Consider the following 15,805-nt stretch of genomic DNA (forward strand, 5'->3'; position numbering starts at 1 on the left):
GCACGTGGGCGCCTTCGATAATGCCTCGATGAGCGCGTCGCCGAATCCGCCGTTGAGATGGGACCTCTTCTGCCGCGTGGTGGACAACTTCGGCGACATCGGCGTGTGCTGGCGCCTGGCAGCCGACCTGGCGGGGCGCGGACATTCGGTCCGGCTGTGGGTCGACGATCCGTCGGCGCTCGCCTGGCTGGCGCCCGGGGGAGCGAAGGGTGTCGAGGTCATTCACTGGACGGCCGACACGCCGGCGCTTGCGCCCGGCGACGTGGTGATCGAGGCCTTTGGCTGCGACCCTCCGGACGCCTTCGTCGCGAAGATGGCTGCCACGACACCGGCGCCGGTCTGGGTCAACCTCGAATACCTCAGCGCCGAAAGCTACGTCGAACGCAGCCACCGCCTGCCATCGCCGCAGCACGGTGGGCCCGGCAAGGGGCTGACGAAGTGGTTCTTCTACCCGGGCTTCACGACGGCCACGGGAGGGCTGCTGAGAGAGCCTGGCCTCGAGGCTGTCCAGGCGCGCTTCGACCCGGCGGCCTGGTTGGCGCATCAAGGGATAGAGCCCCGGCCGGGTGAACGGCTGGTGAGCCTGTTCTGCTATGCCGGAGCGCCGCTGGCGTCGCTGGTGGAGCGCCTGGGGGAAGCGCCGACACTGCTGCTGGCCACCCCGGGGCACGCGACCGAGGGCCTGTCCCGCGTGGCGGCGCCGGCCGCCGTTCGCGTGCAGAGCCTGCCCTGGCTCAGCCAGGCGGATTACGACCGGCTGCTGTGGAGTTGCACCCTGAACCTCGTGCGGGGCGAGGATTCTTTCGTCCGGGCGCAATGGGCCGGCGTGCCTTTCGTCTGGCACATCTACCCGCAGCACGATGGCGTCCACGCAGCCAAGCTGGAGGCCTTCCTGCAGCGGCATCTGGGCGCGGCCCCGCCCGAGCTGGCCGAAGACATCGCCGCGTGGATGCGTGCCTGGAACGGCCTGAGGGACGAACTCCCGCCCTTGCCGGACATGCAAGCCTGGGCCGCCCATGCCAGCCACTGGCGTGACGCCCTGCGCGCCCAACCCGACCTCACGGCGCGGTTGCTCGCCTTCGTCGCCGAAAAGCGTTAAAATTCAAGGCTTTGCGGGCAAGCCTCAAAGGCGCTTGCACGACACCTCTTGCACGGCACGGCTTAGCCTCCATGTCCGGCCTCGAGGCGGGGCATCGCCGCCCGCACCGCACACGCGCCCACCCACCACCCGATGACACGATGGGCGGCAGCGCAGCTTGGAACACCGACTCCTCTCGGAAACTCACCATGAAACTCGCACAGGAAATCCGCGCCGGCAACGTGATCATGCAGGGCAAGGACCCGATGGTCGTCCTCAAGACCGAATACAGCCGTGGCGGCCGCGGCGCGGCCACCGTGCGCATCAAGATGAAGAGCCTGCTCAGCGGCTTCGGCGCTGAAACGGTGTTCAAGGCCGACGACAAGATGGAGCAGATCATCCTCGACAAGAAGGAGTGCACCTACTCCTACTTCGCCGATCCGATGTACGCCTTCATGGACGCCGAGTACAACCAGTTCGAGGTCGAGGCCGAGAACATGGGCGACGCCATCAACTATCTCGAGGACGGCATGTCCGTCGAAGTGGTGTTCTACGAAGGCAAGGCCATCTCCGTCGAACTGCCGACCACCGTCGTGCGCGAGATCGAGACCGATCCTGCCGTCAAGGGCGACACCTCGGGCAAGGTGCTGAAGCCGGCCAAGCTGGTGGGCACCGGTTTCGAGATCAGCGTGCCGATCTTCGTCGAGAACGGCGACAAGATCGAAATCGACACGCGCACCCACGAGTACCGTAAAAGGGTCTGAGCGCATGGCGCTCCAACCCTTTTCGGGTTGAACGTTGAGCTCCCCGAGCCCCCTGCGAGCGGGGGCTCCAGCTTGAGTGACGAGCCGGCCCCTGGGCCGGCTTTTGTTTGGCATCCGTGAAGAGTTCGGGAATCGTTCCGGCGCGCATAGAGATCCAGGACGGCGTTCCATTTGCGCCGGAGTTTGGTGACGTCTATCACGCGAGGGCCGGGGCATTCGAGCAGGCGCGCGAGGTGTTCCTGGCGGGCAATGGGTTGCCCGCGCGCTGGCGTGGACGCGAACGCTTCGTGGTGCTCGAGACGGGGTTCGGGCTAGGGAACAACTTCCTGGCGACCTGGGCGGCGTGGCGCAATGATCCCGCTCGCCCGAAGCGGCTGGTCTTCGTCTCGATCGAGAAGCACCCGCCCACGGCCGCCGACCTGACACTGCTTCACGCGAATTCGCCCGAGCCGTTGCTGGCGAAGCAGTTGCTCGCCGCCTGGCCAGCCCCGACGCACGCCATCCACAGCCTCGAGTTCGACGGCGGGCAGGTGAGCCTGCTTCTGGCGATGGGGGATGTGGCCAGCTGGCTGCCCGAGTTGCAGCTGCAGGCCGATGCCTTCTACCTGGATGGCTTCGCGCCCGCGCGCAATGCGCCCATGTGGGACGCCCGTGTCCTGCGGGCGCTGGGCCGGCTGTCCGCGCCGGGCGCGACGGCGGCCACCTGGAGCGTCGCGCGTGGCGTGCGCGATGGCCTCGCCAGTGCCGGATTCAACGTGCGACGCGCGGCGGGTTTCGCAGGCAAGCGCCAGATGACGGTCGCCGAGGCAGATGCCGGCGTGTCGGCACGCCGCCGCGCCGCGCCACCCGGGCGGCAGACGCGGCCCGATGCCAGGACTGCCGTGGTCATCGGGGCCGGCTTGGCCGGGGCCAGCGCGGCGTGGGCTCTGGCACGCCAGGGCCTTCAGGTCACGGTGCTGGAAGCGGCGGGACACCCCGCTGCCGGGGCCTCCGGCAATCCGGCCGGTCTGTTCCACGGAGTGGTCCACAGCCACGACGGTGCCCATGCGCAGTGGTTGCGTGCGGCCGCTTTGCGAGCGAAGCAGGCCTATGGGCCGCTGGTGGACGCCGGTCTCGTGCCGGGGGCGGTGAACGGCCTGCTGCGGGGCGCCGGCACGGCAACGCTCGCCACGCTCCGGACCACCGTCGGCCACCAGGCCTTGCCTGCTTCGTACGTGAAGTCCCTGTCGCGTGAAGAGGCCTCGGCGGCGGCCGGCGTTCCAGTCGCCGGACCTGCCTGGCTCTTTCCGGGCGGCGGTTGGCTGCGGCCAGGGGCACTGGTGGAACATTGGCTGGACCAGGCGGGTGTGACGCTGCGATGTGGCACGCCGGTGTCTCGGCTGGATCCCTTGCCGGGCGGGCGCTGGCGCGCGTGTGTGCAGGATGGCAACGCTCCCGTCGAAGCCGACGTCGCCGTCGTCGCCACGGCCGCAGCCAGCCATGCCCTGCTTGAACCCCACAGCGACGCCGCCGAGTGGCCGTGGCGGCGTACTCGAGGCCAGGTGACCTGCATTCAAGGATGGCAGGCCGCTGCCTTGCCCCATCCTCGCCTGCCGTTGGCCAGCGGCGGCTACCTCATCGCGCTTCCACAGTCCCTAGGCGGTGGCGTGCTCTGCGGCGCGACCTCGGACCAGGACGATGGCGAGCCGGGCTTGCGTGAGGCCGACCATCGTCGCAATCTGGCTCAGGTTGCCGCTTTGACGGGTCTCGAGATCGATGTCGATTCGATCGACATCGGCGCCCTCTCAGGGCGAGTGGGCTGGAGGCTTGGCCTGGACGACCGGTTGCCGGTGGTCGGGGCCGTGCCCCTGCGGGCCGACGGGCTGATCGGCGTGGCGGGCCTCGAGCAGGCTCGCCATGTCCCTCGGGTTGCTGGCCTGTATGTGCTCGCCGGGCTGGGATCGCGCGGCATCACCTGGGCTGCCTTGATGGGCGAGGTGCTGGCCGCCACCATCGTCGGCGCCCCGGTACCCGTGGCGGGCAGCCTGCTGGACGCCGTCGATCCGGCGCGATTCCTCGTGCGCGGCAGACGCCGCCCGGCCCGCTGAAGGCTCAGCTGGCGGAGGGCGTTTCGCCTGCGGGCGTGTCCTTGGCGCGGCCTTCCGCCGGCGCTTCTGCGGACTCGGTGGACGAGTGCTGCGACCCCGAAGCCTTGCGGGCGGCTTTGTCTTCCTTCTTGCGCTTCTTGGCCAGTTCGCGCTGGCGTTTCTCGTAGGAGTAGTTGGGTGTGGCCACGGGCCTTCCTTTGCATCAACGGGGAAGAGTCGGCATCAGCCTGGTGGCCGACGCAGCGTCGCCAACGATACACCCTGCCCGCGGCGATGCCCATGGAACGCCGGGCGCCACGGGAATCAGAAGCGCAGTGTCTCGACGCCAGCCGGTGTGCCCAGCAGGCAGATGCTCGCCCGGTGGCGTGCGAAGACGCCGACCGTCACCACGCCCGGCCATTGATTCACCTCGGTTTCGAAGCCCAGCGGATCGGCGATGGCGAGACCCTGCACATCGAGGATGTAGTTGCCGTTGTCGGTCACCAGGCCCTCGCGCAGCCGGCCTTCGCCGCCATAGGTGGCCCGGAATCGGCGCGCCACCTGCGCTGCCGCCATCGGGATCACCTCCACCGGCAGCGGGAACGCACCCAGCGTGTCGACGAGCTTCGAAGCATCGGCGATGCAGACGAAACGATCGGCCAGGTCGGCCACGATCTTTTCCCGCGTGAGCGCGGCTCCCCCGCCCTTGATCATGAAGCCGTGGTGGTCGATCTCGTCCGCACCGTCGACATAGACGGGGATGCGCTCCACCTCGTTCGCATCGAACACCCGGATGCCGTGAGCCAGCAGGCGCTCGGTGCTCTTGACGGAGCTGGACACGGCGCCCGCGATTCGGTCCTTCATGGAAGCCAGTGCATCGATGAAGCAGTTGACCGTGGAGCCGGTGCCCACGCCGACGACCGCGCCGGGCACCACCTCGGCCAGGGCCGCCTGGCCGACGAGGGCCTTCAATTCGTCTTGCGTCATGCGCGAATTATCTCAGCCGGCCGGCGTGGACAATTGGCGGATGTCGCTCGTTCCCTACGCGCTTGCGCGCCCCTTTCTCTTCGGCCTCGATCCCGAGGCGGCCCACGAACTGACGCTCGGCTCGATCGCGCGCCTGCAGAACACGCCCGCCCAGTGCCTGTGGTCCAAGCCCCGCGTCGAAGACCCGGTCACGCTCGCCGGCCTGCGCTTTCCCAACCGGGTGGGGCTGGCGGCCGGCCTCGACAAGAACGGGCGCTGCATTGACGGCCTCGGCGCGATGGGATTCGGCTTCATCGAGGTCGGCACGGTCACGCCCAACGCCCAGCCCGGCAATCCCAAACCCAGGATGTTCCGCCTGCCGGAGGCGAACGCCCTGATCAACCGTCTGGGCTTCAACAACGACGGGCTGGACACCTTCCTCGCCAACGTCCGCCAGGCCCGCAGCTTCCGCGCCGGCGGGGGCATCCTGGGGCTGAACATCGGCAAGAACGCCGCCACGCCGATAGAGCGGGCGGCCGATGACTACCTCGCCGGACTGACCGGCGTGTTCCCTCACGCCGATTACGTGACGGTCAACATCTCCAGCCCGAACACCAAGAATCTGCGCGCATTGCAGAGCGACGAAGCCCTGGACGCCCTGCTGGGCAGCCTGACCCGGCACAAGGCGATGCTCGAGCAGCAGCAGGCGCGCCGCGTCCCGATGTTCCTCAAGATCGCGCCTGACCTGGATGACGACCAGATCGGCGTCATCGCGGCGACGCTGCTGCGCCATGGCGTCGACGGCGTGATCGCCACCAACACCACGATCGCGCGCGAAGCCGTCAAGGGCCTGCCGCATGCCGAGGAGACGGGCGGGCTTTCGGGGGCGCCAGTGCGCGAGGCCAGCAACCGCGTCGTGCGCGCCTTGCGCCAGGCCCTCGGCCCCGCCTTTCCCATCATCGGAGTGGGCGGCGTGATGAGCGCCGAAGACGCCCGGGCCAAGATCGCCGCGGGCGCGGATCTCGTGCAGGTCTACACCGGCTTCATCTACCGCGGCCCTGCGCTGGTCCCCGAGATCGGCCGCGCGCTGGCCGGCCGCTAGGGCCTGTTGACAGGCCCTAGTCACCCACGACGGTGCCTTCGCGCCGCCGGTCCGCACCGCCGAGCCAGCCTCCATCCACCCGCAGCAGCACCTGGCTGCCGCTGGTGAGGTCCTGTTCGATCACTCGCTGGCCCCGGGCCCGCAAGGCGTCCTGCGTGGACGAAGGGAAACGGTCTGCCTCCAGCCGTGTCGGACCGTTGTCGTTGGCGAAGTTGGGCAGGTCCAGCGTCTGCTGCGGCGACAGTCCCCACGCGAGGGTGCCCAGCAAGGTCTTGGCGTTGTAGTGGATGATGGTCGCCCCTCCCGGCGATCCCATCACCAGGCGAAGCTGGCCGACCGGCTGATCGAAGACCATCGTCGGCCCCATGCTGGAGCGCGGCCGTTTGCCGGGTTGGACGCGATTGGCCACCGGCCTGCCAGCCGCGTCGCGCGGAACGAAGGCGAAGTCGGTCAGCTGGTTGTTGAGGAGAAACCCGCCTCGCAAACCCGTGCCTCCGTCGCTCATCACGCGGCTGCCGAAGCCGGCTTCGATGGTGGTCGTCATGGCCACCGCGTGGCCTTCGGCATCGACGATGCTGATGTGGCTAGTGCCGTGCTCGACCTGGGCCGCCGAGGGGGCGCGCTTCACGCCGGTGGCGTGCTTCGGGACGCCGGCGGTGGCGATCCCGATGCTGCCGTGGTCGCTCAGCAGGGCAGCGCGACCGGCGAGGTAGGTCTCGTCGAGCAGGCTTTCCCATCGGCCTGCCGGGGGTGTGGCGAAATCCGGATCGGCCAGGTAGAGGGCGCGATCGGCAAAGGCCAGCCGGGAAGATTCGGCGTACCGGTGCAGGAAGGCCGGACTGGGCAACCCACTGCGCAAGGGCGCTGGCGCATCGGGCCAGTGGTCCAGCAGCCGCAGGATCTGCATCGTGCTGATCTGGCCCGACGACGGCGGTGGAAAGCCGCAGACGAGGTAGGTGCTGCGCCATGTCGTGCAGAGCGGCTCGCGCTGGCGCGGACGGTAGCCCGCGAGATCGGATTCGGCCAGGCGGCCAGGGTTCGTGGGATGCTGGCGCACGCGGCGCACGATGTCTGCCGCCACGATGCCGGTGTGCAGCGCTGAGCTGCCCTCGCGCGCCACCCGGCGCAGCACGGCAGCCAAGGCGGGATTGCGCAGCCGCTCCCCGGCCGCCACCGGGATGCCCTGCGCATCGAAGAAGTACGCGGCGGCGCGTGCATCCTCACGCAGCCGGCCCCCCTCGGCGCCACGCAGCAGTCCGGCCAGCCGCGGGCCGACGACGAAGCCGTTCTCGGCCAGTTCGATCGCCGGCTCGAACAACCGGGCCCACGGCAGCCGACCGTGAAGCCGATGCGCGCCTTCGAGCATTCGCACAGCGCCGGGCGTCCCGACCGAGCGGCCGCCGGTCACCGCGGCATCGAAGGGCAGCGGCCGCCCCGAATCGTCGAGGAACAGGCGTTCGGTGGCCGCCGCGGGCGCGGTCTCGCGGCCGTCCCATGCCTGCAGCTTCCGGCCGTCCCAATGCAGCAGGAAGGCGCCTCCGCCTATGCCGCTGGATTGAGGCTCGACGAGTGCCAGCACCATCTGGACGGCGATCGCGGCATCGATGGCGTTGCCGCCCGCTCTCAGCATCGCGGCACCCGCGTCGCTGGCCAGCGGATGGGCGCTGGCCACCGCCCAATGCGGCCAGACTCGCTGCTCGACCGGCGCCAGCGCCGAGCCTGTGGCGGCCTCGGGCTGGCGTGGGAGCTCTTCTTCCGGCTCGGATGCCGGCGGGCGTGAAGGCGCAGGACTGCACGCTCCGAGCACCGCCGCCAGCAGAACGGCCGCCAGGCGTGCAGCGGCCGGTGTGCAGGTTCTCATCCGGACGATCATGCCATCCGCCCGGACTGAGCAATTTGCCCAGGGACGGGCTGGCGCGCTCGGGCATCATGACGCGCTCGGCACCGAGTACGTCAGGGAAGAGATGAAGATGAGGGACAAGACCACCATGCCGGGCCGCAGGCTCACCCACGCCTTGGGCGCCACGGGCATGTGCCTCCTGCTGTTCACCGGGTCCGCCGCGGTCCTGGCCGCGACACCCAAGCCGAAGCCGGCGGCGGCGCCCGCGGAGGCGTTCGGCGTCGGGGCGGCACCCGCCTGGGCCCAACCCGTCGCGCCCGACGCCGCCCTCAGCGCGGCGATGCCCAAGGCGCCGCTGCAGTTCCTCCTGATCGATCTCCAGACGCGCACCGGTGCCACCGCCGGCGACGAGACCCAGTACCGCCACGTGGTTCGCCAGGTGAACGACGCGGCCGGCCTGCAGGCAGGCGCGCAGATCCAGATCGAGTTCGATCCCAGCTACCAGACGCTCGTCCTGCACCGCCTCGAGGTGTGGCGCGGCAACTCACGCATCGACAAGCTCGACCGGCGCAAGGTGCAGGTGCTGCAGCGCGAATCGCAGCTCGAGCGCCAGATGGTCGACGGGCGGCGCACCGCCTCCGTCGTGCTCGAGGACGTGCGCGTCGGCGACCGCATCGAATACGCCTACTCGTTGCGCGGCGCCAACCCCGTCTTCGAAGGCCGGTTCGTCGACACCGATTGGTCCGTCGACCCCAAGGGTCCGACGGCCCTGTTCCGCTACCGCCTGCTCGCCCCCGAGGCGCGCAGCATCCACCTGCGGGCCGACCCGTCGCGACACGAGGTGACGAGCCAGGTCAACGCCGGCTGGCGCGAGACCGTCGTGCGCCGCACCGGCTCGCCGCAATTCCAGTACGACGCCTACGCGCCGCCGAGCGTGTACCAGGTGGATACCGTGCAGGCCAGCGAGTTCGCCGACTGGAACGACGTCGCCCGCTGGGCCGCGCGGGTGTTTGCACCGGCCAACGCCGCACCGTCTGCGGCGGTGCAAGCCCAGGCGGACGCCCTGCGCCAGGCCGCGGGCGAGGACCCGGCGGAGCGTTTGCGCCGCACGCTGGATTTCGTGCAGGCGGAGGTGCGTTATTTCGGCACCGAGATCGGCGCCAACACCCACCGCCCTGCCGAGCCGGACACGGTGCTCAAGCAGCGTTTCGGCGATTGCAAGGACAAGGCCACGCTGCTGGCCGCGCTGCTGAAGGCACAAGGCCTGTCGGCGACGCCGGTGCTGGTGTCCACCGGCTTTCGCAGCGACGTGGCCGGCATGCTGCCGAGCCCCCTGGCCTTCAACCACGTCATCGCTCGCGTTCAGCTGGCGGATCAGACCTGGTGGCTGGACGGCACCCGCGCCCAGCAGACCGGCCCCTTGCCCGAACGCCAGTCCATCGGGCTGGGCCGCGGCCTGCTGGCCGATGCCGCCACCAGCGAGCTCAGCGTGCTGCCGGACGGCCGCCAGACGCTGCGCGTCTCGGGCGAAGACCGCATCGTCTTCAGGAGCATGTCCGAAGATCCGGTACTGGACGCCGAGCTGACCTATCACGGCGACCAGGCCGAGGGCATCCGCTACCTGCTGGCACAGCAGCCTGCCGCCGAGGTCGAGAAACAGTTCGCCGCCGAGTACGTGCGCCACTACACCGGCGCGGAGCTGGACGGCCCCATGCAATCCGAGGAGATCCAGGGGCACAACGCGCTGCGCCTGCGGTTGCACTTCAAGCTGCCCGGCTACCTGCGCCTGTCGGACGGCAAGACGCTGGTCGGCGACTTCGGCCTGGTGTCTCTCGTGCAGTTGCTGCGCCTGCCGGACCAGGTGCCGCGCAAGCAGCCGATGATGCTGGGCTCCGTGGGCATCTACCGCCACGCGGTCGAGTTCAAGTTCCCCGAAGAGGTCTTCAGCCGGGAGAGCCGGCAGCCTTTCGACCTGGCCGATCGCCATCTCGAGCTGCACACGTTGAGCGAGGGGCGCCGCGATGGAGCGCGAATCAGTGGCGAGCTGCGACTTCTCGACGATCGCCTCGAGGCGGCCGACTGGCTGGCCCACCGCGATCAGCTCGTCAAGCTGTGGCCGAAGATGCAAGGCTCCGTCAGCGTCCCCACCGTCAACGCCCGCCAGGCGGCTGCGCTGTCGGACCGCGCCACGGCATCGGACCAGCAGGCCCGCGCCTCGGGCCGCACCCGCACCAAGGCCCAGATCAGCGCGCAGGTGCAGATGTGGCTGGCGCAGGCCCGGCTGGATTCGAACCGGCTGCCGCCGAAGCTGCGTGCGCAGGTCCTCGTCGACCTGGGCGTGCAGCAGGATCACCTGGGCCTGCTCAACGAAGCAGCGCGCACCTTCGACACCGCGCTGAAGCTGGACCCGCGCAACAGCGAAGCGCATGCAGGCATGTCGGTCAACGCCCTGCTGCGCCGAGAGGACGCGCTGGCGGTGGATCACGCGTCGCAGGCGCTGCAGCTCTCACCCAACGACAACGGGCCGCGCTACACACGAGCCTACGCCCGCTACTACGCCGGCGAAGCCGGGCCGGCCCGCGATGAACTGCTGGAAATCCTGAAGAACCGCAGCGACGCCGAGAAGGGCTATGCCACCCTGTGGCTGCACCTGACGACGCGCCGCCTCGGCGGCGACGGCACGGCCGCCATCAAGCCCTATCAGTCCACCGAGGCCAAGCCCGCCTGGCCGCAGCCGGTGGTCCAGCTGCTCAGCGGCACGGGCACGCTCGAACAAGCGCTCGCCGCGGCGAAGGCCGACAAGGAAGAAGCCGACGGGCGCCTGTGCGAGCTGTATTTCTTTCTCGGCCAGCAACAGCTGCTGGACGGCCGCGCGGAGGCCGCGCGCGATTCGTTCCAGAAGGCCGTGAACACCGGCGTGGTCGAGTTCACCGAATACGCGCTGGCCCAGCGCGAGCTGCAGAAGTTGACGACGGCGCGCTGAGGGCGCCGCCCGGAAAGCACCGGCTGCTCAGTGCAGCGTCACGCCGGTCTTGGCCTGCACTTCCTCGCGGGTCACGCCCGGCGCCAGCTCGACGAGCTTCAGGCCCTCGGGCGTCACGTCCATCACCGCCAGGTCGGTGATGATGCGATCGACCACGCCCAGGCCCGTCAGCGGCAGGGTGCACCGGGGGATGATCTTGAGGTCGGTGGAGCCGTCCTTCTTGGTCGCCACATGCTCCATCAGCACGATCACGCGGCCGACGCCGGCGACGAGATCCATCGCGCCGCCCATGCCCTTGACCATCTTGCCGGGGATCATCCAGTTGGCCAGGTCGCCGTGCTCACTGACCTGCATCGCGCCCAGGATGGCCAGGTTGATCTTGCCGCCGCGGATCATGCCGAAGCTGTCGGCGCTGCTGAAGATCGACGAGCCGGGCAGCGTGGTCACCGTCTGCTTGCCGGCGTTGATCATGTCGGGATCGACCTCGTCCTCGGTCGGGAAGGGGCCGATGCCGAGCAGGCCGTTCTCGCTCTGCAGCCACACCTCCATGCCCTGCGGCACGTGGTTGGCCACCAGCGTGGGCAGGCCGATGCCCAGGTTCACGTAGAAGCCGTCCTGCAGTTCCTTCGCAGCGCGGGCGGCCATCTCTTCGCGGGTCCATGCCATGGTCTTGTGCTCCTTCAGGCCTTGCGGGTCGTGCGTTGTTCGATGCGCTTTTCCGGCGTCGTGTTGAGCACGATCCGGTGCACGAAGATGCCGGGCAGGTGGACCTGGTCGGGATCGATCTCGCCAATCTCGACGATCTTCTCGACCTCGACGATGGTGATCTTGCCGGCCTGGGCCACGTTGGGATTGAAGTTGCGCGCGGTGCGGCGGAACTGCAGGTTGCCGCTCTTGTCGGCCAGGTAGGCCTTGACCAGCGAAACCTCGGGCGCCAGCGAGCGCTCCATCACGTAAGTCTGGCCGTCGAACTCGCGGGTCTCCTTGCCCTCGGCCACGATGGTGCCGACGCCCGTCTTGGTGAAGAAGGCCGGGATGCCGGCACCACCGGCGCGCAGCTTCTCCGCCAGCGTGCCTTGCGGCGTGAACTCCAGCTCCAGCTCGCCGGCCAGGTACTGGCGCTCGAACTCCTTGTTCTCGCCCACGTAGCTGGAGATCATCTTCCTGATCTGCCGCGTGGCCAGCAGCTTGCCGAGGCCGAAGCCGTCGACACCCGCGTTGTTGGAGATGACGGTGAGGCCCTTGACGCCGCTTTGCTGCAGGGCCTCGATCAGCGCCTCGGGGATGCCGCAGAGGCCGAAACCCCCGACGGCCATCAGCTGTCCGTCCTTGACGACGCCGTCCAACGCCGCTGCGGCGTTCGGGTATACCTTGTTCATGGCTGGATTCGCTCCGGGCTTGTTCGGATGGGCATGAAGGGTACTACGTACAACATTAAGTAGTCGTTACGTAGATTTGACTAAGGTTCGATTGCCATGCCCCTCCCGACAGACACCCACGCCAGCGCCGTCACCCCCGCCCAGCTGCAGGAGCTGCTCGGCAGCATGTTCGCCCCCTGGGTCCAGGAACTGGACCTCGTCGTGCGCGCGGTCGAGCCCGACGGCGTCATGCTCGCCCTGCCCGTGGGTGCGCGACACGTCCATGGCGGCGGCGTGCTCTGCGGCCAGACGCTGATGGCCGCTGCCGACACGGCGATGGTGCTGGCGGTCAGCGCCCAGCTGGGCGGCTTCCGCCCGATGACCACGGTGCAGCTGCAGACCAGCTTCCTTCGGCCGGTGCCCAAGGACGCCGGCGAGGTCACGGTGGTGGCGCGGATCCTCAAGCCCGGTCGCCAGCTGGTCTTCGGCGAGATCGAGTGCCTGCTGCCGGACGGCAAGCTGGCCGCCCACGCCACCACCACCTACGCCCTGCTGTGACCGCGACCGGCGAAGTGCCCATCGACCTCGACTACCGCACCGCCTTCGACCTGGCGCCGATCGGCATGATCCTTTCGCGCCGACGACTGGTGGTCGACTGCAACCGGCGCGTGCTCGAGATGTTCCGTGCGCAGCGCGACGAACTGGTCGGCCTGTCCTTCGAAGCGCTGTACCCCAGCGCGGCCGAGTACGAGCGCACCGGGGCGCGCATCGTCGCGAGCCTGGGCCGCGACGGCTGCTACGCCGACGATCGGGTGATGAAGCGCATGGACGGCGAGCTGTTCTGGTGTCACGTCTCGGGCCGCGCGCTGGACGCGGCGGACCCGCATGCGGCCGGCATCTGGAGCTTCGAGGACTTGTCCGCCCGGCGCGTGCTGAAGGTCGACTTCACTGCCCGCGAACGCGAGATCGCGGCGTTGCTGATCGACGGCGGCACCAGCAAGCAGATCGGCAAGCGCCTGTCGATCAGCCCGCGCACGGTGGACGTCTACCGTGCCCGCCTGATGCGCAAGGTGGGCGCGAGCACCACGCCCGAGCTGGTCCACCGACTGCTCTCGGCCTGACCCTCTCGGCGCCTGTCCGGCCATGTCCGGATGGGCGCGCCTGGCTCCGTTCTTGTGGATGAGGCGATGCGCCAAACGCAGAAGCCTCGATCCACCACTCACCCAGGAGCAGGCCATGAAAGCATCCGTATTCGCCCTCGCGTTCACCGCCATGGGCACCATCACCCCGTGGGCCGCCGACGCGGCCGTCCCGCCCGTCGACGGCATCGGCAAGCCGGCCATCGTCCGGTGCGGCACCAACAATGGCGCCGTCGTGCGCGCCTCGCACGCCGACAAGATCGTCTTCGCGATCGTGGGCTTTCTCCAGGCCCAGCTGCCGGACGATCAACCCGGCGTCGACAAGCTGCCGCGCAACACGCAGCTGGACATCAAGGTGCTCGATGACCCGCGCACCGTGGCCGACATCTCGGGCAAGGTGCTGACCTTCCTGGGGGCGGCCGACACGTCGGCCAACCGCGAGGCGCTGCGCATCCTCGAGGTCAAGTACGCGATGGTGTGCCCGACGACCACGGGGCCGTGACCTGGCTCGAACCTGCCACCGGGCGCCGCGCCGTCGTGGCGCCCGGCCTCAGGCGATGAGCGCGCGCAACCAGTCCGGCACCGGCATCGACTTGGCCGACGGGAAATCGACCCACACCGTGGTCGCGCCGCCCTCCGCGTAGATCACGCCGGGGTTGTCGGTGCGTTCGAGCGTGATGAAGGTGTCGAAGCTCGTGCGGCCGAGGTTGGCCACGTAGTGCCTGGCCAGCACGTCGCCCGGATATTCGAGCTGGCGCAGGAAGTTGCAGAAGGCGTTGACGATCACCGGCCCCTGCCCTGACGGATCGGGTGCCCCGCCGACCTCGTGAAGCCATTGCACGCGGATGATCTCGAGGTAGCGGAAGTAGACGGTGTTGTTGACATGGCCCATGGCGTCCATGTCGCCCCAGCGGATGGGGATCACCATCTCGCAGGTCAGCTTCTTGTCCGCGGGCAATTCGAAGCGCATGGCGAACGTTCTCAGCCCAGTCCGAGTTCGCCCTTGACCGCCGCCAGGTCTGCCCGCAGGGCGGCCAGCTCGCTGGCCAGACGGGTGACCTCGCTTCGCAGGGCGGCCAGTTCACCCGAGGCCACGCCGGCATCGCTCGACAGGACGACGGCCCCTGCAGGCGGAAGGACGGGCTCGCCGCACAGCAGGTGCGCCCACCGGGCTTCTCGCTCGCCCGGCGCGCGCGGCAGCTTGACGACCCGCGCAGGCGTCTTCTCGGCCAGTTCGTCGAGAAAGGCCTCGACCGAGGAGATGTCGGCGAAGCGATGCAGACGTTCGCAATTCAGCCGCAGCTCCGCGGCCGTCTGCGGGCCGCGCAGCATGAGCACCGCCAGCAGTGCGACCGACTGGCTCGGCACGGCCAGCACCCGGCCCATGTTGTGCTCGTAACGGGCCACTCGGCCACCGCTGACGGCGAACACCAGGTTCAGGTGCTTGAGGCTGTCCACCGCCACCAGGAGGTCGGCCTCGCTCGCCTCCATCACCGGGGCGCGAGCCGTCTTCTGGTTGCAGCCCGACTGCAGCGCATTGAGCGACAGCGGGTAGGTGTCGGGCACCGTGCGCTGCTTCTCCACCAGCACGCCGAGGACCCGCGCCTCGAGGGGCGTCAAGGTTCGCAATTCCACCCGCTGCAGCTCCATCACACTCCGAAGCCGTCGTCGGCCTGGAGCACGGCACCGTTGATGAAGTGGCTCTCCTTGGCGCACAGCATCAGCAGCGCGAGGTCCAGGTCCTCCGGCTTGCCGATGCGCTTGCGCGGCATCATCTGGACCAGCTTCTGGCCACCGTCGGTCTGCCAGTGGTGGTGATTGATCTCGGTGTCGATATAGCCCGGGCAGATGCAGTTGACGTTGATGTCGTAGCGGCCCCATTCGAGAGCCATGGCGCGGGTCATGTGGACGACCGCCGCCTTGCTCATCGCATAGACGCCTATCTGGCTCAGCACGCGCAGGCCGGCCATCGAAGCGATGTTGACGATGCGCCCGCCGGTGAAGGTGCCCGGCGCCGCGCCGCGCGCCCGGGCCACCATGCGCTTGCCCACCTCTTGCGCGACGAAGAAGGCGCCGCGCGTGTTGGTGTCCATCACGTAGTCGAAGTCTTCGGGCGTCACGTCGAGCAGCTTCTGCGTGGTGCTCACGCCCGCGTTGTTGATCAGGATGTCCAGCGTCCCGACTTCGGTCTCGGCATGGGCCACGCCGGCGCGGATGCTGACCGGATCGCTCACGTCCATCGCCACGACGTGGGCATCGCCGCCGGCGCCTTCGATCTCGGCACGCAAGGTCTTGAGGCGCTCGACGCGGCGTGCGGAAAGCACCACCGCAGCACCCGCCTTGGCCAGCGCGCGGGCGAACTGCGCGCCCAGGCCGCTCGAGGCGCCGGTGACCAGGGCCACGCGGCCGGAAAGGTCGATGTTGTAACTCATGGTGATCGCTCTTCGAGGGGGCATTCAGCGTAGCACGGGGCGACACCCCGGTCGATCGTTCGGCGGATTCATGGCAG

Annotated in this window: 16 protein-coding genes; 8 read left to right on the forward strand and 8 right to left on the reverse strand. The window is 69.1% G+C overall.

Features of this window, described 5'->3' with window-relative positions; translation table 11 throughout:
* Nucleotides 1-28 precede the first annotated feature (28 nt).
* The 3 genes from earP to mnmC all read left to right on the forward strand — a co-directional run bounded on the left by earP (nucleotide 29) and on the right by mnmC (nucleotide 3,929).
* Nucleotides 29-1,099, forward strand: coding sequence for an elongation factor P maturation arginine rhamnosyltransferase EarP (gene earP / locus ACS5PM_RS02805; protein ID WP_439385180.1), 1,071 nt, complete (start codon nucleotides 29-31; stop codon nucleotides 1,097-1,099).
* A 188-nt stretch (nucleotides 1,100-1,287) separates the two neighbouring features.
* A complete protein-coding gene (gene efp, locus ACS5PM_RS02810; protein WP_439385182.1) occupies nucleotides 1,288-1,842 on the forward strand; it encodes an elongation factor P in 555 nt (184 codons plus the stop codon).
* 116 nt (nucleotides 1,843-1,958) lie between these two features.
* Nucleotides 1,959-3,929: a bifunctional tRNA (5-methylaminomethyl-2-thiouridine)(34)-methyltransferase MnmC2/FAD-dependent 5-carboxymethylaminomethyl-2-thiouridine(34) oxidoreductase MnmC1 gene (gene mnmC / locus ACS5PM_RS02815; protein ID WP_439385184.1), complete on the forward strand. Its 1,971-nt coding sequence runs from the start codon at nucleotides 1,959-1,961 to the stop codon at nucleotides 3,927-3,929.
* Between the two features lie 4 nt (nucleotides 3,930-3,933).
* Here mnmC and ACS5PM_RS02820 read toward each other — a convergent pair whose 3' ends face one another.
* Nucleotides 3,934-4,116: a hypothetical protein gene (locus tag ACS5PM_RS02820; protein ID WP_439385186.1), complete on the reverse strand. Its 183-nt coding sequence runs from the start codon at nucleotides 4,114-4,116 to the stop codon at nucleotides 3,934-3,936.
* Between the two features lie 116 nt (nucleotides 4,117-4,232).
* Nucleotides 4,233-4,895 carry a ribose-5-phosphate isomerase RpiA gene (rpiA, locus tag ACS5PM_RS02825; protein ID WP_439385188.1) on the reverse strand — a complete coding sequence of 221 codons (663 nt, stop codon included), beginning with the start codon at nucleotides 4,893-4,895 and terminating at the stop codon, nucleotides 4,233-4,235.
* A gap of 40 nt (nucleotides 4,896-4,935) precedes the next feature.
* Here rpiA and ACS5PM_RS02830 point away from each other — a divergent pair, with 40 nt between their 5' ends.
* A complete protein-coding gene (locus tag ACS5PM_RS02830) occupies nucleotides 4,936-5,976 on the forward strand; it encodes a quinone-dependent dihydroorotate dehydrogenase (protein ID WP_439385190.1) in 1,041 nt (346 codons plus the stop codon).
* A 16-nt stretch (nucleotides 5,977-5,992) separates the two neighbouring features.
* On the opposite strand, the gene ACS5PM_RS02835 is transcribed toward ACS5PM_RS02830, so the two are convergent.
* On the reverse strand, nucleotides 5,993-7,837 hold the full coding sequence (locus ACS5PM_RS02835) for a gamma-glutamyltransferase family protein (protein ID WP_439385192.1): 1,845 nt from the start codon (nucleotides 7,835-7,837) through the stop codon (nucleotides 5,993-5,995).
* Nucleotides 7,838-7,946: 109 nt separating this feature from the next.
* Here ACS5PM_RS02835 and ACS5PM_RS02840 point away from each other — a divergent pair, with 109 nt between their 5' ends.
* Nucleotides 7,947-10,799, forward strand: coding sequence for a DUF3857 domain-containing protein (locus ACS5PM_RS02840; protein WP_439385194.1), 2,853 nt, complete (start codon nucleotides 7,947-7,949; stop codon nucleotides 10,797-10,799).
* Nucleotides 10,800-10,826: 27 nt separating this feature from the next.
* On the opposite strand, the gene ACS5PM_RS02845 is transcribed toward ACS5PM_RS02840, so the two are convergent.
* Together ACS5PM_RS02845 and ACS5PM_RS02850 are read right to left on the reverse strand one after the other, a co-directional pair.
* Nucleotides 10,827-11,465, reverse strand: coding sequence for a CoA transferase subunit B (locus ACS5PM_RS02845; protein WP_439385196.1), 639 nt, complete (start codon nucleotides 11,463-11,465; stop codon nucleotides 10,827-10,829).
* A gap of 14 nt (nucleotides 11,466-11,479) precedes the next feature.
* On the reverse strand, nucleotides 11,480-12,178 hold the full coding sequence (locus tag ACS5PM_RS02850; RefSeq protein ID WP_439385198.1) for a CoA transferase subunit A: 699 nt from the start codon (nucleotides 12,176-12,178) through the stop codon (nucleotides 11,480-11,482).
* A gap of 96 nt (nucleotides 12,179-12,274) precedes the next feature.
* On the opposite strand from ACS5PM_RS02850, the gene ACS5PM_RS02855 reads away from it, so the two are divergent.
* From ACS5PM_RS02855 to ACS5PM_RS02865, 3 genes are all read left to right on the forward strand, one after another.
* The gene (locus ACS5PM_RS02855) at nucleotides 12,275-12,715 is read left to right on the forward strand and encodes a PaaI family thioesterase (protein WP_439385200.1); all 441 of its coding nucleotides are present in this window, start codon (nucleotides 12,275-12,277) and stop codon (nucleotides 12,713-12,715) included.
* A gap of 20 nt (nucleotides 12,716-12,735) precedes the next feature.
* Nucleotides 12,736-13,278: a helix-turn-helix transcriptional regulator gene (locus ACS5PM_RS02860; RefSeq protein ID WP_439385614.1), complete on the forward strand. Its 543-nt coding sequence runs from the start codon at nucleotides 12,736-12,738 to the stop codon at nucleotides 13,276-13,278.
* 115 nt (nucleotides 13,279-13,393) lie between these two features.
* On the forward strand, nucleotides 13,394-13,798 hold the full coding sequence (locus ACS5PM_RS02865) for a hypothetical protein (protein ID WP_439385202.1): 405 nt from the start codon (nucleotides 13,394-13,396) through the stop codon (nucleotides 13,796-13,798).
* A 48-nt stretch (nucleotides 13,799-13,846) separates the two neighbouring features.
* Here the strand turns inward: ACS5PM_RS02865 and ACS5PM_RS02870 are convergent, their stop codons facing one another.
* Genes ACS5PM_RS02870 through ACS5PM_RS02880 form a run of 3 tightly spaced genes read right to left on the reverse strand, consistent with a single transcriptional unit; the run spans nucleotide 13,847 to nucleotide 15,728 of the window.
* The gene (locus ACS5PM_RS02870; protein WP_439385204.1) at nucleotides 13,847-14,266 is read right to left on the reverse strand and encodes an acyl-CoA thioesterase; all 420 of its coding nucleotides are present in this window, start codon (nucleotides 14,264-14,266) and stop codon (nucleotides 13,847-13,849) included.
* Nucleotides 14,267-14,277: 11 nt separating this feature from the next.
* Nucleotides 14,278-14,946, reverse strand: coding sequence for a YceH family protein (locus ACS5PM_RS02875; RefSeq protein ID WP_439385206.1), 669 nt, complete (start codon nucleotides 14,944-14,946; stop codon nucleotides 14,278-14,280).
* Entirely contained in the window at nucleotides 14,946-15,728 is a 783-nt protein-coding gene (locus ACS5PM_RS02880; RefSeq protein ID WP_439385208.1) for an SDR family oxidoreductase, read from the reverse strand. Before ACS5PM_RS02880 ends, ACS5PM_RS02875 begins: the two co-directional genes overlap by 1 nt.
* Nucleotides 15,729-15,805: the final 77 nt, after the last annotated feature.

Source organism: Ideonella flava, assembly GCF_051857595.1.
Lineage (GTDB): Bacteria > Pseudomonadota > Gammaproteobacteria > Burkholderiales > Burkholderiaceae_C > Ideonella.

Excerpts from the sequence above, each read along its gene's own strand:
- earP (WP_439385180.1), top strand. The coding sequence starts at position 29 with ATGAGCGCGTCGCCGAATCCGCCGTTGAGATGGGACCTCTTCTGCCGC.
- efp (WP_439385182.1), top strand. The coding sequence starts at position 1,288 with ATGAAACTCGCACAGGAAATCCGCGCCGGCAACGTGATCATGCAGGGC.
- rpiA (WP_439385188.1), bottom strand. The coding sequence starts at position 4,895 with ATGACGCAAGACGAATTGAAGGCCCTCGTCGGCCAGGCGGCCCTGGCC.
- ACS5PM_RS02830 (WP_439385190.1), top strand. The coding sequence starts at position 4,936 with ATGTCGCTCGTTCCCTACGCGCTTGCGCGCCCCTTTCTCTTCGGCCTC.
- ACS5PM_RS02835 (WP_439385192.1), bottom strand. The coding sequence starts at position 7,837 with ATGAGAACCTGCACACCGGCCGCTGCACGCCTGGCGGCCGTTCTGCTG.
- ACS5PM_RS02840 (WP_439385194.1), top strand. The coding sequence starts at position 7,947 with ATGAGGGACAAGACCACCATGCCGGGCCGCAGGCTCACCCACGCCTTG.
- ACS5PM_RS02845 (WP_439385196.1), bottom strand. The coding sequence starts at position 11,465 with ATGGCATGGACCCGCGAAGAGATGGCCGCCCGCGCTGCGAAGGAACTG.
- ACS5PM_RS02850 (WP_439385198.1), bottom strand. The coding sequence starts at position 12,178 with ATGAACAAGGTATACCCGAACGCCGCAGCGGCGTTGGACGGCGTCGTC.
- ACS5PM_RS02855 (WP_439385200.1), top strand. The coding sequence starts at position 12,275 with ATGCCCCTCCCGACAGACACCCACGCCAGCGCCGTCACCCCCGCCCAG.
- ACS5PM_RS02865 (WP_439385202.1), top strand. The coding sequence starts at position 13,394 with ATGAAAGCATCCGTATTCGCCCTCGCGTTCACCGCCATGGGCACCATC.
- ACS5PM_RS02870 (WP_439385204.1), bottom strand. The coding sequence starts at position 14,266 with ATGCGCTTCGAATTGCCCGCGGACAAGAAGCTGACCTGCGAGATGGTG.
- ACS5PM_RS02875 (WP_439385206.1), bottom strand. The coding sequence starts at position 14,946 with ATGGAGCTGCAGCGGGTGGAATTGCGAACCTTGACGCCCCTCGAGGCG.
- ACS5PM_RS02880 (WP_439385208.1), bottom strand. The coding sequence starts at position 15,728 with ATGAGTTACAACATCGACCTTTCCGGCCGCGTGGCCCTGGTCACCGGC.